The 21,700-nt window shown below is 64.5% G+C and carries 16 protein-coding genes and 1 tRNA gene; 4 read left to right on the forward strand and 13 right to left on the reverse strand.

Annotated features, from left to right (window positions below):
- Positions 1 to 382: 382 nt before the first annotated feature.
- Both WS64_RS09850 and WS64_RS09855 read left to right on the forward strand, forming a co-directional pair.
- Positions 383 to 1,750, forward strand: coding sequence for an MFS transporter (locus WS64_RS09850; RefSeq protein WP_060966360.1), 1,368 nt, complete (start codon positions 383 to 385; stop codon positions 1,748 to 1,750).
- Positions 1,737 to 2,786: a lactonase family protein gene (locus WS64_RS09855; protein ID WP_060966361.1), complete on the forward strand. Its 1,050-nt coding sequence runs from the start codon at positions 1,737 to 1,739 to the stop codon at positions 2,784 to 2,786. The genes WS64_RS09850 and WS64_RS09855 overlap by 14 nt, the downstream gene beginning before the upstream one ends.
- Positions 2,787 to 2,862: 76 nt before the next feature.
- Here WS64_RS09855 and WS64_RS09860 read toward each other — a convergent pair whose 3' ends face one another.
- A complete protein-coding gene (locus WS64_RS09860) occupies positions 2,863 to 3,900 on the reverse strand; it encodes an AraC family transcriptional regulator (RefSeq protein WP_059640038.1) in 1,038 nt (345 codons plus the stop codon).
- Between the two features lie 226 nt (positions 3,901 to 4,126).
- Here WS64_RS09860 and WS64_RS09865 point away from each other — a divergent pair, with 226 nt between their 5' ends.
- Positions 4,127 to 5,236 carry a fatty acid desaturase gene (locus tag WS64_RS09865; protein WP_060966362.1) on the forward strand — a complete coding sequence of 370 codons (1,110 nt, stop codon included), beginning with the start codon at positions 4,127 to 4,129 and terminating at the stop codon, positions 5,234 to 5,236.
- Positions 5,237 to 5,272: 36 nt separating this feature from the next.
- Here WS64_RS09865 and WS64_RS09870 read toward each other — a convergent pair whose 3' ends face one another.
- The 11 genes from WS64_RS09870 to WS64_RS09920 all read right to left on the reverse strand — a co-directional run bounded on the left by WS64_RS09870 (position 5,273) and on the right by WS64_RS09920 (position 19,159).
- The gene (locus tag WS64_RS09870) at positions 5,273 to 5,893 is read right to left on the reverse strand and encodes an HAD family hydrolase (protein WP_060966363.1); all 621 of its coding nucleotides are present in this window, start codon (positions 5,891 to 5,893) and stop codon (positions 5,273 to 5,275) included.
- Between the two features lie 120 nt (positions 5,894 to 6,013).
- Positions 6,014 to 6,871 carry a hypothetical protein gene (locus WS64_RS09875; protein ID WP_060966364.1) on the reverse strand — a complete coding sequence of 286 codons (858 nt, stop codon included), beginning with the start codon at positions 6,869 to 6,871 and terminating at the stop codon, positions 6,014 to 6,016.
- A gap of 51 nt (positions 6,872 to 6,922) precedes the next feature.
- Positions 6,923 to 7,579 carry a TerD family protein gene (locus tag WS64_RS09880; protein WP_060314191.1) on the reverse strand — a complete coding sequence of 219 codons (657 nt, stop codon included), beginning with the start codon at positions 7,577 to 7,579 and terminating at the stop codon, positions 6,923 to 6,925.
- A 97-nt stretch (positions 7,580 to 7,676) separates the two neighbouring features.
- Complete coding sequence (locus WS64_RS09885; RefSeq protein WP_060314194.1) at positions 7,677 to 8,693, reverse strand: DUF475 domain-containing protein; 1,017 nt, start codon at positions 8,691 to 8,693, stop codon at positions 7,677 to 7,679.
- Between the two features lie 42 nt (positions 8,694 to 8,735).
- Entirely contained in the window at positions 8,736 to 9,476 is a 741-nt protein-coding gene (locus tag WS64_RS09890; RefSeq protein ID WP_060314197.1) for a VWA domain-containing protein, read from the reverse strand.
- Positions 9,477 to 9,503: 27 nt separating this feature from the next.
- Entirely contained in the window at positions 9,504 to 10,610 is a 1,107-nt protein-coding gene (locus WS64_RS09895; RefSeq protein ID WP_060966365.1) for a toxic anion resistance protein, read from the reverse strand.
- A 350-nt stretch (positions 10,611 to 10,960) separates the two neighbouring features.
- Complete coding sequence (locus WS64_RS09900; RefSeq protein WP_060966366.1) at positions 10,961 to 12,298, reverse strand: hypothetical protein; 1,338 nt, start codon at positions 12,296 to 12,298, stop codon at positions 10,961 to 10,963.
- 47 nt (positions 12,299 to 12,345) lie between these two features.
- Complete coding sequence (locus WS64_RS09905) at positions 12,346 to 12,609, reverse strand: PAAR domain-containing protein (protein WP_060966367.1); 264 nt, start codon at positions 12,607 to 12,609, stop codon at positions 12,346 to 12,348.
- Positions 12,610 to 12,618: 9 nt separating this feature from the next.
- Complete coding sequence (locus WS64_RS09910) at positions 12,619 to 14,100, reverse strand: cytochrome d ubiquinol oxidase subunit II (protein ID WP_167351614.1); 1,482 nt, start codon at positions 14,098 to 14,100, stop codon at positions 12,619 to 12,621.
- Positions 14,097 to 16,358, reverse strand: coding sequence for a T6SS effector phospholipase Tle3 domain-containing protein (locus tag WS64_RS35205; RefSeq protein ID WP_060966369.1), 2,262 nt, complete (start codon positions 16,356 to 16,358; stop codon positions 14,097 to 14,099). The genes WS64_RS09910 and WS64_RS35205 overlap by 4 nt, the downstream gene beginning before the upstream one ends.
- A gap of 23 nt (positions 16,359 to 16,381) precedes the next feature.
- Positions 16,382 to 19,159, reverse strand: coding sequence for a type VI secretion system Vgr family protein (locus WS64_RS09920; protein WP_060966370.1), 2,778 nt, complete (start codon positions 19,157 to 19,159; stop codon positions 16,382 to 16,384).
- A gap of 350 nt (positions 19,160 to 19,509) precedes the next feature.
- On the opposite strand from WS64_RS09920, the gene WS64_RS09925 reads away from it, so the two are divergent.
- Positions 19,510 to 19,600, forward strand: a tRNA-Ser gene (locus WS64_RS09925).
- A gap of 84 nt (positions 19,601 to 19,684) precedes the next feature.
- On the opposite strand, the gene WS64_RS09930 is transcribed toward WS64_RS09925, so the two are convergent.
- Complete coding sequence (locus WS64_RS09930; RefSeq protein WP_060966371.1) at positions 19,685 to 21,700, reverse strand: sodium:solute symporter family protein; 2,016 nt, start codon at positions 21,698 to 21,700, stop codon at positions 19,685 to 19,687.

Consider the following 21,700-nt stretch of genomic DNA (forward strand, 5'->3'; position numbering starts at 1 on the left):
GCGGCACGACTTCCTGTATGGGCACACCGTACGGAGCGCGTGAATATCTAACGTCGCCCCGTCGAGGCCGGTTTTCTCCGCCGGCGCCGGCCACACGCCGTGCGCTCACGCACCGCCTCGACGGCGAGCCTCGCGCCGAGTCCGGCCCGACCTTGAAGCAGCGATCGGTGCAATGTTGCCTTATGTCATACGTCATCAGATGTGAAGACAGGCGCTTTCCCTCTCGAGATTTCGGTAATTTTTGATAAATTCCCGGGTAAACCCGCGACGTGTTCGAGGGCACTCCGGCGTACCATGTCATACGACGACATACTACATAACCGCCACCCAGATGCCGCCGCGGGCTGCCGCTCCGCCCGCCGACACCCGACCGGAGACACCCTTGAACCCGCCCTCGTCCGCCCTGCCCGGCCGCGATCCGCTCGCGTCCGCCGTCTCGAAAGTGAAGTGGCACGTGCTGCCGCTCGTGCTGATCATGTTCATCGCGAACTACATCGACCGCGTGAACGTCGGCTTCGTCGATCGCCATCTCGAAGCGTCGATCGGCATCGGCGCGGCCGCGTACGGGCTCGGCGCCGGCCTGTTCTTCGTCGGCTACGCGCTGTTCGAAGTGCCGTCGAATCTGCTGATGCAGCGCTACGGCGCCCGCGTCTGGCTCGCGCGGATCATGGCGACCTGGGGCATCGTCGCGGCCGCGATGGCGTTCGTGTGGAACGACACGTCGTTCTACGCGCTGCGCTTCCTGCTCGGCGCGGCCGAGGCCGGCTTCTTCCCCGGCGTCGTGCTGTACCTGTCGCAATGGCTGCCGCCGCAGGAGCGCGGCAAGGCGATGGCGATCTTCCTCGGCGGCTCCGCGTTCGCGTCGGTGCTGTCCGGGCCCGTCACCGGCGCCCTGCTGTCGATCCGCGGCTTCGGCCTCGCGGGCTGGCAATGGATGTTCCTGATCGAAGGGCTGTTCTCGGTTGCGCTGTGCGGCGCGAGCTGGCTGCTGCTGAAATCGCACATCCGCGACGCGACGTGGCTCACGGCCGACGAACGCACCGCCCTCCAGAACGCGCTGGACGAGGAGCGCGCGACGCGCGACGTTCGCTCGAACGTACCGGTGCGCGCCACCGCGCTGCTGCGCGATCCGCAGATCATGCTGTTCTGCTTCCTGTACTTCTCGATCCAGTTGACGATCTACGCGGCCACGTTCTGGCTGCCCACCATCATCCGCAAGATGGGCGGCCTCACCGATTTCCAGGTCGGCCTGTACAACACGATTCCGTGGATGATCGCGATCGGCGCGATGTACGGCTTCGCGGTGCTGTCGTCGAAGTGGAAGCATCCGCAGCGCTGGCTCGCGTTCGCGCTCGTGCTCGCCGCGTGCGGGCTGTTCGCGTCGACGTCGCCGAATCCGGTGTGGTCGTTCGCGTCGGTCTGCTTCGCCGCGCTCGGCTTCAAGGCAGCGGCGTCGCTGTTCTGGCCGATCCCGCAGGGCTATCTCGACACGCGCGTGGCCGCGGCCGTGATCGCGCTGATCAACTCGGTCGGCAACCTCGGCGGCTTCGTCGCGCCGACGGCCTTCGGCTATCTGAAGCAACATACGGGTTCGATCACGGGCGGGCTGTATGCGCTCGCGATCGCTTCGCTCGTCGCCGCGGTCGCCGCGCTGTTCGCGCGCACGCACCGGCGCAGCGATCCGCCGCGCGGCCGGCCGGCCGACGAATCCTTCACGCACGCCCCGATGCTCCGCCATGCCGAACACTGACCGCCTGACCGTCGTCGTCTCGAATGCCGTCGACGGCGACCTCGCCACGTTCTCCCTCGCCGGCGACGGCACGCTCGCGCCGCTCGCCCGCTATCCGGCGGCCGACGCCGCGATGCCGATCGCGGTGCAGGCCGACCGTACGCGGCTCTACGTCGCGACGCGCGGCGCGCAGCCGACGATCGTCGCGTTCCGCGTCGCCGCCGCCACGGGCGCGCTCGCACGCATCGGCACGACCGCGATCGACGCGAGCCATGCGTACCTGTCGCTCGATCAAAGCGGCCGCTGGCTGCTCGGTGCGTCGTACGGCGGGAATTCGCTGAGCGTCTACGACGCCGCGCGCGTGCGCGACGGCGACGGCACGCCGCTGCAGGTCGCCGGCGGCATCGCGAACGCGCATGCGGTGATCGTGTCGCCGGACAACCGTTTCGCGTACGTCAGCTCGCTCGGCTCGGACCGCGTGTTCGGTTTCGCGCTGGTCGAAGACGCCACGGGCCTGCGCGCGGTCGAACACGGCGAAACGCGCGTGCCCGCCGGCTTCGGCCCGCGTCACCTGCGGTTCGCGGATGACGGCCGCACGCTGGTCGTCGTCAGCGAATTCCAGGCGACGCTTGCGACCTTCGCGCGCGACATCGACACCGGCCGGCTCGGCAACTCGCACGTCGGCACGCGCCACCCGGCGGTCGCCGCGCTCGCGCAGGGCCATGCGCGCCCGCCCGCCCCCACCGAGCCGTCCGTGTGGGCCGCCGATCTGCACCTGACGCCCGACGAGCGTTTCGCGTACGTCAGCGAGCGCACGTCGAGCCAGTTGCTCGGCTATCGCCGCAACGAAGATGGCGCGTTCGTGCCCACCCAGGCGACGGCCACGGAGACGCAACCGCGCGGGTTCGCGATCGATCCGTCGGGGCGCTGGCTCATCGCCTGCGGCGAACAGTCGGAACACGTCGCGGTGTATGCGATCGCGCCGGACGACGGCACGCTGTCGCTGCACGCGCGCGTGCCGGGCGGCCGCGGCGCGAACTGGATCGCGATCGTCTGAACGTCTGAAGGTTTGAAGAAGCATCCGCGCCCGCGCGGGAACCGGCACGCCGATGCGGGTGCGCCGTTCGGCGCGTTCAGCGCCGCTCGCTTGGCGCCACGCCCGTCCAGCGCTTGAACGCGCGCGTGAAATTGGCGCGGTCGGTATAGCCCACACGCGCCGCGATCTCGTCGACCGGCAGCCGCGTACCTTCGAGCAGCCGCAACGCGTCGCGCAGCCGGATCTCGTCGAGCAGCGCCGAGTAGGTCGCGCCGTATTCGGCCAGCTTGCGCTTGAGCGTGCGCGCCGACACATGCAGCTCGCGCGCGATATCGTCGACCGACGGATAGCCGCCCTCGCCGCAGATCAGCAGGTTGCGCACGCGCTCGACGATGCTTTCCGCGTAGCCGAGCCGCGCGAGTTCGGCCTCGCACTGCTGGACGATCATCTGCGCGGTCTGCGCGTTCGCGGTGCCGATCGGCTCGTCGAGCAGCGCGGCGTCGCAGCGGATGCGGTTCGCGCTCGCGTCGAAATGGCAGCGCGGCAGGCGCGCGCGATAGCGCTCGAACCACGGCGGCTCCGGCCATTCGAAATGCAGTTCGGCACGCGACTGCAGCGTGCGCCCCGGCGTCGGATACAGCAGCGAATTGAACAGGATCGCGGTCTCGACCAGAAAGTTTTCCACCGCGAACTGGCGCAGCCGGCCGAGCGGAAACGCTTCGCGCACGTCGATGTCGACGATGCCGTCGAGTTGCGCGAGCCGCACCGAGAAGAACGGCACGCGCGTCGGCAGGTAACGGATGCCGAGCGCGATCGCCTCGCCAAGCGTCGCGCAGCTCATCAGCCCGAAGCCGATCAGCCCCGCTTTCGTCAGGCTGCTGCGCAGCCCGATCTCGATCGCGATCGACGGATCGTCGGTCGCGTCGAGCAGGTTGAACACGATCGCCGCCTGCTGCAGCGGCGTGATGCGCGCATCGGGCTGCGCGAGCCGGTCACGCTCGACGCCCGAGCCGGCGAGGATGCGGCCGCCGTCGATGCCGCGCTCCTCGGCCAGCATCAGCATGAACAGCGCATACGCGGACGACACCGTCGCCTTGTTCAACTGGCGCGCGGCATCCGGAACGGACGGGACCATGCGGCTCACTCCGGGCGGTTTCGGCGGATTGTAGCGTCGCTGGCCCGCCATGACACCTTGTCGGCACTCTAGCGCGACGACATCCGCTCGGGCGCGTGCCCGCCGGCCAACGTGGCCCGAAATGACACCACCATTGGCACCAGCGGCCCTCGCACGCGCTCCGGCACGCGCCTATGCTTGTCACATCGGCATTGCGCCCCCACTCCTTCCGTACGGATCCCGGTCGATGAGCCACCCTGCACGAACCGCCTTTCGCCACGACGCAGACAAGGTCGCGTACGTCCGCCGCGAAGTCAACGCCGCGAGCGACGCGATCCGCGCGCGCTTTCCGCTGCTCGACAACCAGAACCTCGTCGGCGCGACCGTGATGGCCGTGTCGGTCGGCGCGATGCTCGCGATCGCGTGGCTGTATGCGCGCGGCGCGATCGCGTGGTACGTCGCGCTGCCGCTCGCCGCGTTCGTCACGTCGTTGATCCACGAGCTCGAGCACGACCTGATCCACCTGATGTACTTCAAGAAGACACCGTGGGCGTATCACCTGATGATGGCGCTGTGCTGGCTCACGCGGCCGGGCACGATCAACCCGTGGACGCGGCGGCGCATGCACCTGCATCACCACAAGGTATCGGGCGGCGAATCGGATCTCGAGGAATTCGGCATCACCAACGGCGAGCGCTGGGGCGTGAAGCGCGCGCTGATGATCGCGGACGGCATGCTCGCCGTCGTGCTGCGGCCGGCCGCGATGCGTCGCAAGGTGAAGCAGTACGTGGCCGCGCAGCCGGTGGAGGATCCGTCCGAGCGCCTGCAACTGCGCGTCGAGCAGCTGTCGTCGTACATGCCGATCGGTCACCTGTACTACACGCTGTGGCACGCGTTCATCGTCTATCACGTCGGCCTGTTCGCACTGCATGGGTTCGGCTACGCGGCGACGGTGCCGGCCGTCGTCGAACGCGTGATGAGCGTCGTCGATTTCCTCGCGGTGGTGTGGCTCGGGCCGAACTTCCTGCGCAGCTTCTGCATCAACTTCGTCAGCTCGAACATGCATTACTTCGGCGACATCGATTCGCGCAACGTGATCCAGCAGACGCAGGTGCTGAACCCGTGGTGGATGCTGCCGTTCCAGTTGTTCTGCTTCAATTTCGGCAGCACGCATGCGATCCATCACTTCGTGGTGCGCGACCCGTTCTACATCCGGCAACTGACCGCGCGCACCGCGCATGCGGCGCTGCGCGAAGTCGGCGTGCGCTTCAACGACGTCGGCACGTTCGCCCGCGCGAATCGCTGGGGCGCCTATCGTCCGTCTCGCGGCACGCGCGACGCGCAGGCCGACGCGTAACGCGTAACGCGTGCGGCGCGCGGCGTCAGCGCCTCGTCAATCGCCGATCGGCGGCATCGCGCCCTGCCCGCGAATCCACGACCAGTTCGCGAGCTCGGCCATTTCCTTGTCGCCGCGGCTGTCGCCGTACGCGAACAACTGCTTCGGCGGCCGGTTGCCCCACCATCCGCGCAACCGCACGACCTTCTGCGGCCCCCAGCAGTTCTCGCCGTCGAGCCGCCCGGCGAAGACACCGCGCTCGAACGCGAGCCGCGTCGAAAGCACCGCGTCGAAGCCGGCCGTCTTCGCCCACTTCTCCAGATACAGCGACGGCGACGCGCTGACCAGCACGACTTCGTGCCCGCGCGCGCGATGTTCGCGAATGCGTTCGAGCATTTCCGGACGCACGAGGCTCGGCAGATAACTGTCGACGAACGTGCGCGCGTGTGCATCGAGCGCGTCTTCGCGGATCGGCCCGAACGCGAACGACGCGAACTTCGCCTTCGCGTCGCCGCGCGACAGCAGCCCGGCCTTCATCGCGAAGATCCACGGCAGCGCGCGCAGCCCGGCCCACGCGAATCGCGGCGTGCCGACCGCCTGGCGGACGAAATGGCGGAAGCTGTCGGTGGTCGTGATGGTGCCGTCGAAATCGAAGGCGGCGACGATGCGGTCGGTCATGGGGAATCGGCGGGAAAGCGGTGAGATGCCGGGAAGATAGCAGAGTCGGGGCCCCCCGCGCGAAACCGTATCGCCCGACACGAGACCACGCGCACCGAAGCGCGCGGTCGCATCGTTCCCTCAGCGCGGCGGCCGCGCGGCCAGCGCCGCCGGCAGCACGACGTTCATCAGGTGATCGGCGCGCGACAGCAGATCGGTCACGCGCTCGTCGAGCCCGCGCAGTTGCGCCGGCTGCATCCGGATCTGCTGGACGGCCTGCCCGACGATGTTGCGGCGATCGAACAGCGTGCGCTCGACGCCCGCGTCGTCCGGCGCCCGCACGACGTCCGACACCGCGCTCAGCGCCGCGAGCACGACCACGAGGTTCTCTTCCGCATGGCGAACCTTCGCGGCGAGTTCCTCGGTACGGCGCGGGAAAAAGCCGAGCGACTGCTTCAGCGCGCCGAGCGCCGCGCGGTAGTCGACATGGCTGGACGCCCCGCCGAACCAGCGTTCGAACATGCCGGCCTTGCGCGTTGCCTGCGCGAGCATCCCGGCCATCATGTCGGCCGCGCCGAGCTCGTTGAATTCGCGCGTCGTCGCGGCGACCGCTTCGACGAGGTTGCCGGCCGTCTCCAGCGCGCCGTCGCCGATCGTCGCGACCGTCGCGAGCTTCAGCGGCACCAGTTGCCGGATATGCCGCTCGATGCGCGGTGCGTAGTCGGGATAGAGATTCGGAAAGCTGGCCTGTGCGGCGCGGAAACAGGCTTCAAGCTGCGGATGGTTCGATTCGCCGAACAACGCGCGGCCGACCGCATCGGCCGGCGCCGTACGCACGGCTCGATCGGACGCGGGCGCCGGCCCGAGATCGAGCGCCCGCGGGGCGGGCCGCGCCGGCGCACCGGCCGCCGTCGGTGCGTCGAACGCAAGACGCCCGGGCGTAGGCTCGGGCGTCGTATCGAACTCGAGCCGCTTCGGCTCGTCGGACGGATTCGTCATTGCTGCTTCCTGCCCGGCGCGGCGGCGTGCCGCGCGCCGGGCCGCCGCCAGTCAGACCGCGCCACCGTATGCGCGGACGAAATCGCCGAGGCCGCGGTTGTAGCCCGCGCCGACCGCCTTGAACATGAAGTGGCCGTCGCGACGATAGAAGCTGCCGACCTGCACCGACGTCTCCATCGAGAAGTCTTCCTCGAGCGCATATTTCGCGATCACCGTACCCGACACCTCGTCGGCGATCTGGATATAGCTGTTGCGGACCTGCCCGAAATTCTGGCGGCGCGCTTCGGCCTGGTCGATCGTTACGACCACGGAGATTTCCTCGACATCGGCCGCGAGCTTGGTCATGTCGATGAAGATCACTTCGTCGTCGCCGCTGCCGCTGCCCGTGCGGTTGTCGCCGCTATGCACGACGCCCAGGCACTTCGACGAAGGCATCCCGCGCTTCGGGAAATCGTCGCCTGGCTGGATGAAGGTTTCCTTGCGCTCCATCGTGCGCACTTCGCTGTTGTAGAACACGAAATGCTGATCCGAGATCAGCTTCGGATTGCTCTGCTCGTCGTACTTGCACAGGAACACCGACACGTCGAGATCGAAATCCGTGCCCGTGTCCGTCGCGTTCGCGTCCCAACCGAGACCGATGCGGAATTTCTGCGTGCCGGGCGCTTCCTTCGACAGATTGACGCGACCGCCTTTCGACAAATTGATCATCTGAACCTCTTCTGCTGGAACCGCCGTTACGCCGGCGGCGATGCCGGGCCGCATGGAGCGGCCCCTTCGTTGATGGTTTTCGTGCCGCGCGACGCGCTTACTTGCCCGCCACCGCGGCGCGGTCTTCCCTGCGCTGCACGACGATCGACGACCACACGGCCGCGGCGATCATCGCCGCGCCGATCAGGCCCGTGACGACTTCGGGCACCTCGAACTTCACGCCCAGGAACATGATCGTCGCGAGCGCGCCGATCGCCCAGAACGCGCCGTGCTCGAGAAAGCGGTACTGCGCGAGCGTGCCCTTCTTCAGCAGCACGAGCGTCATCTCCCGGATGTAGGCCGCGCCGACGCCGAGGCCGAGTGCGATCAGGAAGATGTTGTTCGACAGCGCGAACGCGCCGATCACGCCGTCGAAGCTGAACGACGAATCGAGCACTTCGAGATACATGAAGCCCGCGACGCCTTCGCGCACCACGCGCGTGCCCGTGTCCTCGCCGCCGACGAGGTCACCCACGCCGTGCGCGATCACGAAGCCGATTACGCCGAACGCGCCCGCGAGCAGGAAGCTGACCTGCTCGGCCGCCGGCACGTAGAACGACGCGATGATCACGATCGCGAGCGTCAGCGCCACTTCCAGCGCGGTGATGCGGCCGAGATGGCGCATCGGGCCTTCGAGCAAGCCGATCCAGTGTTCGTCCTTCTCGGTGTCGAGCATGAACTTGAAGAACACCATCAGCAGGAACGCGCCGCCGAACGCCGACACCTCGTGATGCGCGGACGTCAGCACCGCCGCGTACTTGTCCGGCGATTCGATCGCGAGCGTCAGCGCGTCCCACAGGCCGATGTGGCCGATCACCGCGACGATCAGCAGCGGGAACACGAGCCGCATGCCGAACACCGCGACCGGCAAGCCGAACACCATGAAGCGGTTGCGCCACTTCTCCGACCAGTTCTTGAGCACCGACGCGTTGACGACCGCGTTGTCGAGCGACAGCGAAATTTCGAGCACGCACAGGACCGCGACGATCAGCATGTCCTTCACGCCGCCGAGGAGATAGGCCGCGATCAGCGCGAGCGCCGTGAGCGACAACGGGATCTTGAAGTCTTTCAACATGATGGGGTAATCGAGTTCAAAAAATGGGTAGGCGGGATACGCTTACTTCGCGCGCACCCAGTCGCAGAATTCCTGCGTGATCAGCTGTTCGTAGATCTGTTCGTCGCTCAGGTCGAGCGATTCGAGATGCAGGAAGCCAACGTTCGGCATTTCGTTCGCGACTTCAGCGAGGAAGTCGAATTCGCTCGGATCGCCGACGCCGACGAGCGACCAGTACAGCGGGAAATGCTGCGAGTCGGCCAGCAGCTGGCGCACGCGCTTGCGGTCGTTCTTCGGGTTCTGGCCGTCGGTGACGAACAGCACCCAAGCGGGCAGATGGCCGTTAGCGGGCGCCGAAGCGGCCGGTGCGGACGTATCGTCCGCGCCGCCGAACAGCCGACTCAGGAAGCCGCGCTTTTCTTCGCGCTTCGGCTCCGGCGCGCGGAAGAAGAAGTCGACGATGTCGTTCATCACCGGCGCGTACTGCGTGCCGCCCCACTTGTCGATCCGCGCATTGAGCACATGATCGGAAATGTACGAACCGTAGTTCTCCGGCGTCGCGGTCGGCAGGCGGTCGTAGCCTTCGGTGAAGGTCCACGTATCGACTTCGCCGTTGTCGTCGAACTTCAGCGCGATGCCGAGGATCCGGTCGTGCGTCTCCTGGATCACGCCCGACTGGTACAGCGGCTTCGCGGAGCCCGAGATGTCGAGCGCCGCGCCGACGCGCACGACGGGCGGCTTCAGGATCTGACGTTTTTCGAGGACGATCGCGACCTTCGCCGCGCGTTTCTCAAGCGTAATCATGCGGTGTTCTCTCAGGTTTCTTGGTTGTCAGTTCTGCTTCGGAGCAAATCGGGTGATCAGGTCCTGTTCGAGCTGGCGCAGGCGCGGCGCGTCCTGCTCGCGCTGGCGGCGGCCGTCGGCGATGATCTGCGTGATGTCGTCGAACGCGCCGAACAGCTGCTGCTGCGCGTATTCGAACGTGTCGGTCGAGATCACCGGGCGCTGGCCGAGCTTCGCGACTTCCTGCGCGTTCTGGCGATTCAGGTCGGCCTGCGCGCGGATCGCCTCGTCGGCCGCGTCGTACGTCGCGTTCGCGAGCGCCGCCGCGCGCTTCGTGCTGAGCTGTTCGAGGTAGAGCGCAAATGCGTTGGTCCACGCGGGGATCAGCACGGTCTTGATCGTCATGAATTTCGACGTCAGCGTGCGTTTCTGGTCCTGCTCCATCCGGATCTGCGGCGCGAGCTGCTTCGACATCAGCATCGCGCGGTCGAGATCGTCGAGCTTGCTTTCGAGCGCGTCGACCTTGCGCTTCACGTCGAGCAGGCGCTGCGCGGCGAATGCGTCGTCCGCCGGCTGCTGGCCGGCCGCCAGATGCGCGCGCAGCGCCGCGAGCGCCGTTTCGCCGTGCGCCTTCGACTGCGCGAGCTCCTGGTGCAGCGCGTAGTTGTCGTTGTACATCCGCTCGAGCTCGTCGATGCCGGCCTTCTGGCGCTGCGCATGGTTTTCGAGCTCGACGACGAGCGTGTCCATCCGCTTGCTCACCGATTCATATTGCGACAGCAGCTTCTCCTTGGTCGAGCGGAACAGCCGCGTGACCTGCGTGAGCAGCCCGCCCTTGTCGGCGCCGCGCGGGTCGAGCCCTTTCGCGGTCGCAATCAGCTCGTTGAGCTTGTCGCCGAACTGGTCGGCGTCCGAGGCCCGGACGCTCGCGAGAATCTGCTGGGAGAAGGCGGCGATCCGCGTGCCCTGCGTCGCGCCGAGCTGGTCGATCTCGTCGACGGTGATCAGGCGCGCGTGTTCCGTGGGCTGCGCTGCCGGCGCGACGACGTGGGCAGCGTTGGCGACGGCGGCGAGCACGGCGACGGGTGACGAAGGCGGGGTGGAAGGACGATTGCTGACCGCATCGGATTGCTTGTCGTCGAATAGCGGCTTCATGTGGCTACCCCGTTTCCTTTTCTGCTTTTTGCTACGTGTTGTCGTGCGCGCGAGGCGCGCTTCCGTGGTTGCCGTCGTGCTCTCTCACGGACGGCAGACGGACAATAATGGGCGGCGGTGCGGCTCGTCAAGCCGGGCCAATCTTTCATTTTCCATACCTTTTGTAATATATGCGGCGGAAATTCCGACACTGCCTCCGGCAACGTCAGGACAAATGCCTTGATGGAGCACGAATCCGGGTTCCTCGGGGCACGTCGGCAAAGAGAAGTGGAAAGTATTTTGAAAGAATTAAGCGCTCGCCATTCCGCTGATTGTTACAGATCGCTTAACGCGAGCCCTTGCGTCGCGCCCTAGTACGAATAGCCTTGCGACGCCGGGCGCGCATCGTGACGGCGGCCCCACCACGGCAAGTACGCGTTGTTCTCCCCGCGTGCGCGGAACCAGTCCTTGCCGGGATCGATCGGTGTCAGCTTCGACGGCGCAACCACCACCACGGCCGTCGGACGCTCGGCGTCGGTCGTCCCCGCCACGAGCACGTTTCCGCCGAGATGGTTTGCGCGGCCGATCGCCAACGCCACATCGGTCAGCGCCGCGCCGGCGCCCATGTCACCGAGCAGTGCCGACGTGTTGAAGGTCGCGTCGCGGAGGTCGCTTTCCGGCACGGTTTGCGCGAGCCCTTGCGAAAGCGACGCGGCCCTTGCCGACGCGGCAGCGCTGCCCTTGCCCGCATCGTGAATAACGTAGTTCAGCGACGAGACAGCGACGCCCGCATTGCGTGCCGCCGCATCGATCGTCGACTTCCATGCCTGCCCTCCCCGGCTGCCGCCCTGCTTCGCGTCGAAACCCTCGACGTTGCCTTGCGCTGCCTTGCCGATCCATGCCAGCGGTTCGCGCTCGGTCTTCAGAGCCGGGCCGGCGAGGAACAGCACCACCATGTTCTCGTTGATCTGTTCGTCCTGCGGAGGAAAGCTTGGCGCGTCCCAGTTCATCACCCACACGCTTTTGTCGGGATGCGCGGCCAGGTAGTCCAGCGCGGCGTTCAGCGACGCGAAGCCGGCATTGCCGTGGCCCGACGTCACGCGCACGTCGGGCGGCGTATCGCTGCTCCACAGATTTTTTGCGGAAGGGTTGCCGATTTCGTACGCATTTACCATTTCGTCGCGCAAGAACGCGCCGGCAGCTTCAGGATCGAGACGGCCGGCAGGAAGTGCGAGTTCGACACGCACCCCGGCCAGTTCACGCCACTCCCGCTTGTACTTCGAGCCGATGGTGTAAAAATAATCGGGGTTCATCACGTAGCGCGTCCGAAACAACACAAGAAGTTCGCGAATATATTTCTTGTAGAAACCTACGAACGACTCGCGCCCCCACCGCCCGTCCGCGACGATGGAAACCGCCTGCAAGGTCGAGTATTTTTTGGGGTTTGTCCGCACCATGTCGTCGTTGGCGTTCGGTTTCACCAACCCGAGCGTCCACAGCAATTGCCACTCGGTCGGATAGTCACGACGCTGCAGTGGATTGAGCCATTCGAGTCCGACAACTTGAGCAACAAATGGCGCGGCAGATGCACCTTCGACAGATTGCGCCGATGTGGCGCTCGTCTCGGCCCGCAACGGCGAACCCGACACGAGTGTCGCCACGAGGATCGAGACGCACCCGATGCGTCTGGCAAGCGTGAAACAGTGCATGAATATTCCCGATCGAACCGACCAATCCCGAGCGCCGGTCCGATAATTCATTCCCGTCCGGACGACGCCAGACTCGAAATCAGCGTCGCGCCGCAAGATGTCTTGTGACCATCGAATGCGGCCGGCTTCCCGTCGACGATGACCTGCGGATCGCCTTCGGCGATAAAGCAGGCCTGATGGCCCGTGATCGGGCAGACACACGTATCACCGAGCCGCGCGACCGGCCGCCCCATCACTTCGCTGACCGCGCTGCCGGTCACGACCTGACCGCCGTGGCTCGTTGCGTCGCCGACCCGGATGATTCCGCGCATGCGTGTTCCTTACTTTGAATAGCCTTGGGCCGTCGGGCTCGCATCGTGACGACGCCCCCACCAAGGCAGATAGGCGTTGTTTCCGCCGCGTGCACGAAACCAGTTCTTACTTGCGTCGATTGGCGTCAGTTTCGACGGTGCAATCACCACCATCGCCGTCGGATGCTCGGTGTCGGTCGTTCCTGCTACGAGCACATTTCCACCGAGGTGATTCGCTCGGCCGATCGCCAGCACCACATCGGTCAGCGCCGCGCCGGCGCCCATGTCACCGAGCAACGCCGATGTATTGAAGGTCTGCGTACGGAAATCGTATTCCGGCAGGACTTCCGTCAGGGTCTGCGACAGCGACGCAATTCTCGTCGATGCAGCATCGCTGCCCTTGCCCGCGTCGTGCACGATGTAATTCAACGACGACACCGGCACGCCTGCATTACTCGCCGCCATATCGATCGTCGACTTCCATGCCTGCACCGCGCGGCTCGCGCCCTGCTTGGCCTCAAAATCCTTGACGTTGCTTCGAGCAGCCTTGCCGATCCAGGCCAGCGGCTCACGCTCGGTCTTCAAGTCGGGGCCCGCGAGGAACAGCACCACCATGTTCTCGTTGATCTGTTCGTCGTTCGGCGGAAAGCTCGGCGCGTCCCAGTTCATCACCCATGCACTCTTGTCCGGATGCGTAGCCAGATAGTCCAGCGCTGCGTCCAGCGATGCGAAGCCGGCATTGCCGTGGCCCGTCGTCACGTGCACATCAGGCGGTGTATCGCGGCTCCATAGATTTTTTGCGGATGGATTGCCGATTTCGAATATATTGACAATGCGATTGCGCAGATATGACGCAGCCGATGCAGGCTCAATTCGACCAGAAGGAATAGCCAGTTCGACGTGCACACCCGCCAACTCTCGCCACTTCCCTTTATCATCCGCACTGACGGTATAAAAATAATCTTCATTAGTAAAATACGGAACCCGGAACAGCAACAACAATTTATCAACATATTTCTCGTAAAATCCGGAAAAAGATTCGCTACCTCGATTACCATCGGCGACAATGGAAATTGCCTGTAACGTCGAATACTTCTTCGGGTTTGTCCGAACCATATCGTCGTTGACATTTGGCTTGACTAGACCAAGTGTCCACAATATTTGCCACTCAGTAGGGTAGTCTCTGCGTTGAAGGGGATTCATCCATCCAAGCCCTACAACTTGAGCAATGAAAGGTTTGGATGAACTGGCCCCAGCTATGGCGACTGCCTTATCGGTCGACGAGGCCGCCACCGCGCGAGGGGTTGCAATCACCGTTGCGAACGCAAATACCATGATTGCCACGAGCCCAGGGACCAGCACCAATCGTCTCATCAGATTACCCATACTCAATAACTCTCCCGTCGACTTTCCCGACGAAATCAATATCAAAAATGATGCCCCTAAAGCAAAAAACAACGCAAGACTTGCAATCCCGACTCGGCGCGGCCAGGTAGAAATGACCGCCTTCACAATACACCTCCCAGCTTCAGGAAAAATCCACCATCTCGCTCATCGTATATTTTCCCTGGCATCTTGGCATTTTCGTCTTTTTTCACCCAATCAGGCAAAAACAAATCGCCATGCTTTCCAGTATTTATATAATCCATCAAATTGAAATTAGGATCACCCTTCCTGGAATCACTGGCAAACCTCCAATCAGCTTGAGTTCTGAGATATGTCAAATCATCTTCAGTCAGATAGCAAAGCCCAATTGCAACATCATAAGCCAACGCCTTTTCAGCATGGTCCTTGTTGGTCATGATGGTCGAATGGTTGGTGGGGTTATTCTTGTCCCCGCCGTTCAGAATCTGAAATATCTCCTTGTTCCGCCATTCCGTATAGTCAGCACTCGCTGACTCCGGATTGTCCTCCCCGACCACGGTTCCGATCTCGTCGACCCAGCGACGATTTCCGGATCTCCGCGCTTCCATGCGAAGAATCGAATGATCCTCATACCGCTGCGCAGCCTCGGACGCCGCATCGCCCTGTGCTTTCAGCGCATCACCCTCAGTCTTGAATTTTTCCGACTTCGCGTCGAAGTTGTCGTACGGATCGTCATCGCGCTTGCTCTCCTTCTTGGCATCGCGCGCAGCCGACGGCGGATCGTAACTCTCGTTGAAGCGCCCTTCCTCAATCGGTTTCCCCTGCGCATCGCAAGCGCCCGACGGTTTGTCGTAGCGCAACGCCTGCGGAAGGAAGCGGGTCTCCTTGTCGAGCATCGGTGCCGTAATCGGGATTTCCCAGTCTTTCGGCGGATCGGCATTGACCGCCATGTCCGTCAAATTGAACAGGTAGAGGGCCGGGCTCGTTGCAATCGTGAAAAACTTCGCGATCCACGATTTATTGGAATGCGTGCCTCGTCCAAGACCATACCGTGCAGGTGGTGACGGCGGATACCAGAAACCTTCCTTCTGGTTCTTGTCCTTGCGCCAGTCATCCTGCCAATACCGATAGAGCTTGTTCTCTCCGCCCACCTCGAAATTCGACGCGAACACGCGCTGCGAGAAAACACCCCACCCGTTGGTCGCACTGATCTCGTCGACACTCATCCCGCGCCAGCCGATTCCCTGAACGGTCAAGGCCGAAATGACCTGATCGTGCGGGCAACAATACAGCGTCACTCTGCCGTACGTGTTTTTCTGGTACAACCCGTGCGCCTCGCGGTCCTTGGCTGCACTATACGGTTTGCCGCCGTTCTTCGACGGTCTTGCGTTTTCCATTGCGCGATCGAGATCCTCCGCAGGCATCTCGAGCTCGGCCCTGGCACGCAGGATATCGAAGTACTCCCTCAGCGTTTCCTTGCGCGCGACATAGGTCTCGCGCCCCACGTGCCCGTTCTTGTCGCGCACCCCGCGCTGGGCCCACGAGTCGGTCATGTTGGCCTCGACGAGACTGTACGGGGGATTGGCGAGAACATAGGTATCGGCGACGCAGCGCCCTTTCTTGCCCCACTGATCCGTCACCTCGGGCAACCGGTCACCGAGAAACGCTGCGGCGAGACCGATCATGTTTCCCTGACTGTGGCACACGATCGTGATCGGCGCGTCGGCCTGTCGCTTGCGGATCGATTCGACCAGGCGTGCAAGCCGCAGTGCGCCAAGTACACCGTAAGTGCGCGGTGGCGTGGAGTAGATTTTTCGATTGCCGATGCCATTCATGTGCTGGACGGTCAGCCACAGAAAAAGCCGATCGTTCAACCCGTCGTTCCACAGATCCGGCAGACTCGTACACCCGCCCGCGAACGGGCCACCGCCCCAGTAATTCTTTTCGTTGAGCATAATCTTGTCGCCATACTCCTTCAGCTCCTCCGCGTTCGCGGCGTAGCCCCACCGAAAGTGGATGACGGGCGAAAAGGACGGATCGGGCTTGATGTACGTCTTCGACGACATGTCCGGATTCAGGAAACCGTCTGGCGTCAGGCTTTCGATATAGCTGACCGGCGTCATCTGCCCGGCCACCGGCCCCCAATGGAACAGTTGATCGTCATAACGCCCCATGCGCCGGTTCAATCCGGCACACAACCCTTTCTCGGCGTCCTTGAACCATTCCCCTTCCGAATTCACCCCGTGCACGAAAATGACGACGCCCGGCAACGGCATCTGCATCACGCACTCGAGGTCGTTGCGGTTGAACAGTGTCGTCCCCAGTCCACCGCCCACCGAAGTCTGCGACGGGTCGTCCGTCGACGGTTGCCCGCCCGGGTTCTGCGCAAAGTTGTAGTTGAACATGTTGTTTTTCTTGAAGACTCAGCTCAGGTTCTGGACTTGAAAAAGCGAACCGCCAATTGTTCGAACTGATCGCTGCTGACCGGCGCCAGCTTGCCTTGCGCGTCGGTCTTCCCCTTGATCAATTCGCCCGACGCCTTTCGCACCTCGGCTTCCATGCCCTCGACCGGCTGCCCGTCCGTGGCGCGTACCAGCTTCGGCACGCGCCCCAGCGAGCCTTGGTCGAACTTCGGAAAGTCGGCGCTCATGCTCGCCGGCCCGGCCCACGTATGCGACGCGGACTTGACGGTGAAACTCCCCGGGCACCCGAGCTCGATATCGCCGCCATGCAGCTTCAGATACGCGCCGCCCGACGTCACGAACACGACCTGCTCGCTGGCCATGCCCGCGAGCTTGCCGCCGCCCGCCGTCATCTGGATGTTCTTCGCCGAATCGATCTGCGTGTCGTCGTTCTGGCTCTGCAGCGCAACTTTCCCCTGGTTGGCGATTGCCGATACGCCTTCGCTGTGCGCAAACATCGCGACACCGTGCCCGGCCTGCAGGTTGATCCGCTGCCCGCTCGTGTACTGCAGGTGGTTCTGCGCGACGACATCGACGTTGCCGCCCGCATGGGTCGTCACGGTCTTCGGCGTCGCCATGCTGATGCCTGCCGGTGCGGTGATGCCGATCGCGGCCATCGGCGCGCCTGACGACTCACCGCCGCCGGACGCCTCGCCATTCGGCCAGCCTTTCACCGTGGTCACGAGTGCATCGTGCGGCTGCGTGTCGGGCGCGACGCCCTGATGCTGGCCCGCATAGTCGCCGAGACTCTTGAACAGCTCGACGCATTCCTGCATCAGCTGCAGATACTCGTCCCGCGCGAGGTGGCCGTCACTGGCGCGCAGCCGCTCCCAGGCCGAAATCAGCATCGCCTTGCCGCTTCGAATCGCGACGTGCGCATCGCTGCGCAATTCCGCGCCTTCGCCGCGCGCCGCCCCCTGCCCGTTGTCGCGCGGCTGCGTCAGATAGCCGAGGTTCAGCTGACTGTACGCATGCTCGCTCGCCAACTGGCTGCTGATCTGCCCGGGCGTATCGTCGAAGCGGATCTGGTTGTACCGCTGCCCCTTGATTTCCTTCGTCTTCGTGCCGGAAAGATAGCGGTTGCCCGGCAGCGCGCCGGTATGACTGAAGGTCGCCGGCATGTTCGGCCCATTGGCCAGCACACCCATCACGACGAGCCGGTCCGGATCGCCGCCGATATGGCCGATCAGCACTTCCATGCCGACGCGCGGCAACGTATTCGCGCCGAAATTCGGCCCGGCGAGCGCGCAGGCGACGCGCACCGGTGCGCTGTCGGACGGCGTGCCACTCGTGCCGGCCCCCTGCGCGTGCGCATGATCGTCCGCGCTCAGCCCCTGGATCCGCACCCGGATGCGGCCCATTTCATCGCAGAACACCTCCTCGCCCTCCGGCCCGACGACGACGGCCGTCATCGGATGCACGGGCGGCAGGTCGACGTGCGGATCGTAGGCAGGCGTCAGCGGCACGCCGCGCCGCACGCACGAGAACGTGTTCTCGTAGCGCCTGTCGCTTTCGTCGCCCGGCTTGCCGCTCACGTCGGTCGGCACCGCGTTGAACAGCACGCGGCTTGCGGCGAACAGCGATTGCGCGCGCCCGTTCAGTTCCTTCGGCAGGTTGTTTCGCACGCAATGATGAAGCGACGTGACGACAAACTGCCGCTGTTCGGCCGGCAACGTGTCGAGTTGCGGATGCTCCGCGAGCGCAAACCAGTGACCGACGGCCAGATCACGCACGTTGCTCACGCCGTCGACGGATTCGGCGCGCAGTTCATGCGCCAGCATCCGGTCCTTGCCGATCCGGTCGAGATCGGACGACGAATCCCCGGCGTGCGGGATATCGATCACGACGTCGGCCAGCAAATGCCCGAGGTCGTTGCCACTGTCGCCCTGATCGACGATCGTCGCCTGCTCGGTTTGGGACATCCGGCCGCTCTTGTAGTCCCACGTCGGCCGGACGATCTTGCCCGGAATCAACCGGCGGCTCGTCGCCCACAGCGTGATCGAGTCGCGCTCTTCGGTGGCGGCGTCACGGTGGTAGCGGATGGTGCCGGCGGCCGTCTGCGGCAACTTCATCGAGTCGTCGGCAAAGACGAGCGTATGCACCGGCGTGTCGTGCGCATTGCCGCTCGCCCGCTCACCGGCCTTGCCCGCCTTGACGAATACGGTCGCTCCCTCCCGTCGCAACAGGCGCCGAATGAAATGCGCGTCCGACTCGTTGACCTGCCGCGTGAGTTCCCGCGCGGGGTAACGCTCGGCTTGCAGACCGGACAGATCGAATTCGAATGCGCCCGCGAGCGCCGAGCTGCGCTGCCGCCATTCCTGAAGCAGCACACCCAGGATGTCGGGGAGGCTCTTGGACCGAAACAACCGCGAATTGGTGCGCCGCTCCATCACGGACAGCACGTCGCGAATCGTCAGCTGGTAGCAGGTCAGTGAACCGTCCGATTGGCCGGTGCGAACGTCGGTGACAATGCCGTTGATGGTATGGAGACGCCCGCGATCGGTCGTCATCTCGACGGAGACCGGCAGCCCGATGAAGCCGCGGATCGGAAGATCGGCCCGCGCTGACACGCAGGTCAGATGCCCCTCGATGCCCGTCATCAACCCTTCGCGGATATCGGCATACTGGAGCGCAAGCACCTGCTCGAGCGTTTTCTGGGCGGCCCCCCAGTTCATGCGAACCGGCCGATTGTTCTGATCGACCACCCCGGACGCAAACGTGCGCAGCAATTCGGCTGTATTCACAGCGTGACTCTCAGGATTTTGTTTGACTTCGTTATTCGGCAAGCAATCACGCCCGCTGGTCCGTCCTGGGAGTGCCGCCCGTCTGATTTTCGGCGAGCATAACAAATTTGTCGGCTTGGTGACGGCTTTTTGACAGGATTTAGAATCCTTTTTGCGAAGCGTCCGAACGGACTCTACAGTTCACATTCTTTCGAACCGGGACGTTCCGTGTCCGATGTAGCGAACGGGTCGTACGGGTCGTCACGATCTGACGCAGGGCGTCGCGCGCTCGGTATGGATCGACGATTTTCCGACGGGCGAGGAAGGGAGTGGCGGGCTGCCGCCAGAGTTTGCTATACTCTCGGTCTTCCGGAGAGATGGATGAGTGGTTTAAGTCGCACGCCTGGAAAGCGTGTATAGGTTAATCGCCTATCGGGGGTTCGAATCCCCCTCTCTCCGCCAGAATACGTGAGGCCCCTGACTTCCCTAGGAATCAGGGGCTTTTCATTTTGGGACCGCCGACACGCCATACATCGCCCCGCCCCCTCACGGATGCCGAATGTAATCCACCAACGCCCGCGTATACTCATCCGGCCGCCTGTCGCACAGACTGACCACGATCGCCACCGCAAACCCCGCCGGCACCCCGAACACGCCTGAACTGATCGGCTCGATCCCGAACCACGTGCGCCCGGCGAACCCGGTCAGTTGCGTGAAGAACGGATAAGTCGACACGATGTAGTACACGCACACCGCCAACCCCGTCACCATCCCCGCAATCGCGCCACGCGTCGTCGTGCGCTTCCAGAACACCCCCAGCACCAGCACCGGAAAGAAGCTCGACGCCGCGAGCGAAAACGCGGCGCCGACCAGAAACAGGATCTTCCCGGTATTGAGCGACGCGACATACGACGCGAACAGCGCCACCCCGAGCAGCAGCACCTTCGAGATCGTCACGCGCCGCTGGCTCGACGCATCGGGCGCCACCATGCAGTAGTAGACGTCGTGCGACAGTGCATTCGCGATCGTCAGCAGCAGCCCGTCCGCGGTCGACAGCGCCGCGGCCAGCGCACCGGCCGCGATCAGCCCCGACACCACGTACGGCAGCCCCGCGATTTCCGGCGCGGCCAGCACGACCATGTCCGGCTGCATCTGGATTTCCGACCAGTGCACGATGCCGTCGCGAATCACCTCGACGACGCTGATCAGGTCGGGCTCGAAGTGATGCCACTGCGTGACCCACCCCGGCAATTCGGCGAACGGCCGCCCGACGAGATTCGCGAGGAGCTCGTACTTGATCAGCACCGCGAGCACCGGCACGCTCAGGTAGAACAGCGCGATGAAGAACAGCGTCCAGCCGACCGAGCGCCGTGCCGACGCAACGGACGTGGTCGTGTTGTAGCGCGTCAGGATGTGCGGCAGGCTCGCCGTACCGAGCGACAGGCACAGCAGCAGCGCGAGGAAATTCCGCTCGCGCGGCTTGCGTTCGTCTTCGCTCGCGGCCGGAAACGGCTCGTGCATCGGCACGGGCGGCTCGGCACGCGCGAGCAGGTCGTCACGCGCCTGCGTCCACGCCACGCGCGCCGCCGCCGGATCGCGCGGGAAATCGGCCAGCTCGCGCTCGCGCCGGCTGATCTCGCGCAGCGGCCCGTTGTGGCGCCGCAGGTCCGCAAGCTGGTCGACGAGATGACGGCGCGCGTCCGCATAGGACGCCGGCAACCGGTCGAGCCGCGTCTGGATGTCCGCGGCTTGCCGGCGGTATGCATCGCGCACCTGCTGCTCGTCACGCGCGTCGCGCACCTGCGCCTCGCGCGCCGCGACGCGCTCCATCAGCTTGCCGTAATTGAACTGCGGCACGGGGCCGAGCCCGTTCTTCATCGCGATCAGCGACACCGGAATCAGGATCGCGCCGATCAGGATGATGTACTGCGCGACCTGGGTCCACGTGACCGCGCGCATCCCGCCGAGAAACGAGCACACGAGAATGCCCGCGAGCCCGCAGAAGATGCCGATCGCGAAATCGACCCCGATGAAGCGCGTCGCGATCAGGCCGATCCCCTGGATCTGCGCGACCAGGTACACGAACGAACACAGGATCGCCGCGCCGGCCGCGAGCGCGCGCACGGCCGTGCTCGAAAAGCGCGTGCCAAGAAAATCGGGAATCGTGTAGCGCGCGAGCTTGCGCACATACGGCGCGAGCAGGAACGCGACGAGGCAGAACCCGCCCGTCCAGCCCATCACGTACGCGAGCGCGTCGTAACCGGTCGCGTAGAGCGAGCCGGCCAGACCGATGAACGACGCGGCCGACAGCCAGTCGGCCGCCGTCGCCATCCCGTTGAACGCGGACGGTACGCGCCGCCCGGCCACGTAGTACTCGACGAGATCGGACGTGCGCGACAACAAGCCGATCACCGCGTACACGGCGATCGGCACGAACAGGAACACGTAGCCGATCCACACGCCCGAGCCCGTCGCGCGCTCGATCCGCCACATCAGCAGCACGAAACCGAGAAACCCGAGCGTATAGAGCGCGTACGCGCGTATCAGTCGATGTGTCAGCAT

This window comes from Burkholderia anthina (genome assembly GCF_001547525.1).
GTDB lineage: Bacteria > Pseudomonadota > Gammaproteobacteria > Burkholderiales > Burkholderiaceae > Burkholderia > Burkholderia semiarida.

Excerpts from the sequence above, each read along its gene's own strand:
- WS64_RS09855 (WP_060966361.1), top strand. The coding sequence starts at position 1,737 with ATGCCGAACACTGACCGCCTGACCGTCGTCGTCTCGAATGCCGTCGAC.
- WS64_RS09860 (WP_059640038.1), bottom strand. The coding sequence starts at position 3,900 with ATGGTCCCGTCCGTTCCGGATGCCGCGCGCCAGTTGAACAAGGCGACG.
- WS64_RS09865 (WP_060966362.1), top strand. The coding sequence starts at position 4,127 with ATGAGCCACCCTGCACGAACCGCCTTTCGCCACGACGCAGACAAGGTC.
- WS64_RS09870 (WP_060966363.1), bottom strand. The coding sequence starts at position 5,893 with ATGACCGACCGCATCGTCGCCGCCTTCGATTTCGACGGCACCATCACG.
- WS64_RS09875 (WP_060966364.1), bottom strand. The coding sequence starts at position 6,871 with ATGACGAATCCGTCCGACGAGCCGAAGCGGCTCGAGTTCGATACGACG.
- WS64_RS09880 (WP_060314191.1), bottom strand. The coding sequence starts at position 7,579 with ATGATCAATTTGTCGAAAGGCGGTCGCGTCAATCTGTCGAAGGAAGCG.
- WS64_RS09885 (WP_060314194.1), bottom strand. The coding sequence starts at position 8,693 with ATGTTGAAAGACTTCAAGATCCCGTTGTCGCTCACGGCGCTCGCGCTG.
- WS64_RS09890 (WP_060314197.1), bottom strand. The coding sequence starts at position 9,476 with ATGATTACGCTTGAGAAACGCGCGGCGAAGGTCGCGATCGTCCTCGAA.
- WS64_RS09895 (WP_060966365.1), bottom strand. The coding sequence starts at position 10,610 with ATGAAGCCGCTATTCGACGACAAGCAATCCGATGCGGTCAGCAATCGT.
- WS64_RS09900 (WP_060966366.1), bottom strand. The coding sequence starts at position 12,298 with ATGCACTGTTTCACGCTTGCCAGACGCATCGGGTGCGTCTCGATCCTC.
- WS64_RS09905 (WP_060966367.1), bottom strand. The coding sequence starts at position 12,609 with ATGCGCGGAATCATCCGGGTCGGCGACGCAACGAGCCACGGCGGTCAG.
- WS64_RS35205 (WP_060966369.1), bottom strand. The coding sequence starts at position 16,358 with ATGTTCAACTACAACTTTGCGCAGAACCCGGGCGGGCAACCGTCGACG.
- WS64_RS09930 (WP_060966371.1), bottom strand. The coding sequence starts at position 21,700 with ATGCTGACACATCGACTGATACGCGCGTACGCGCTCTATACGCTCGGG.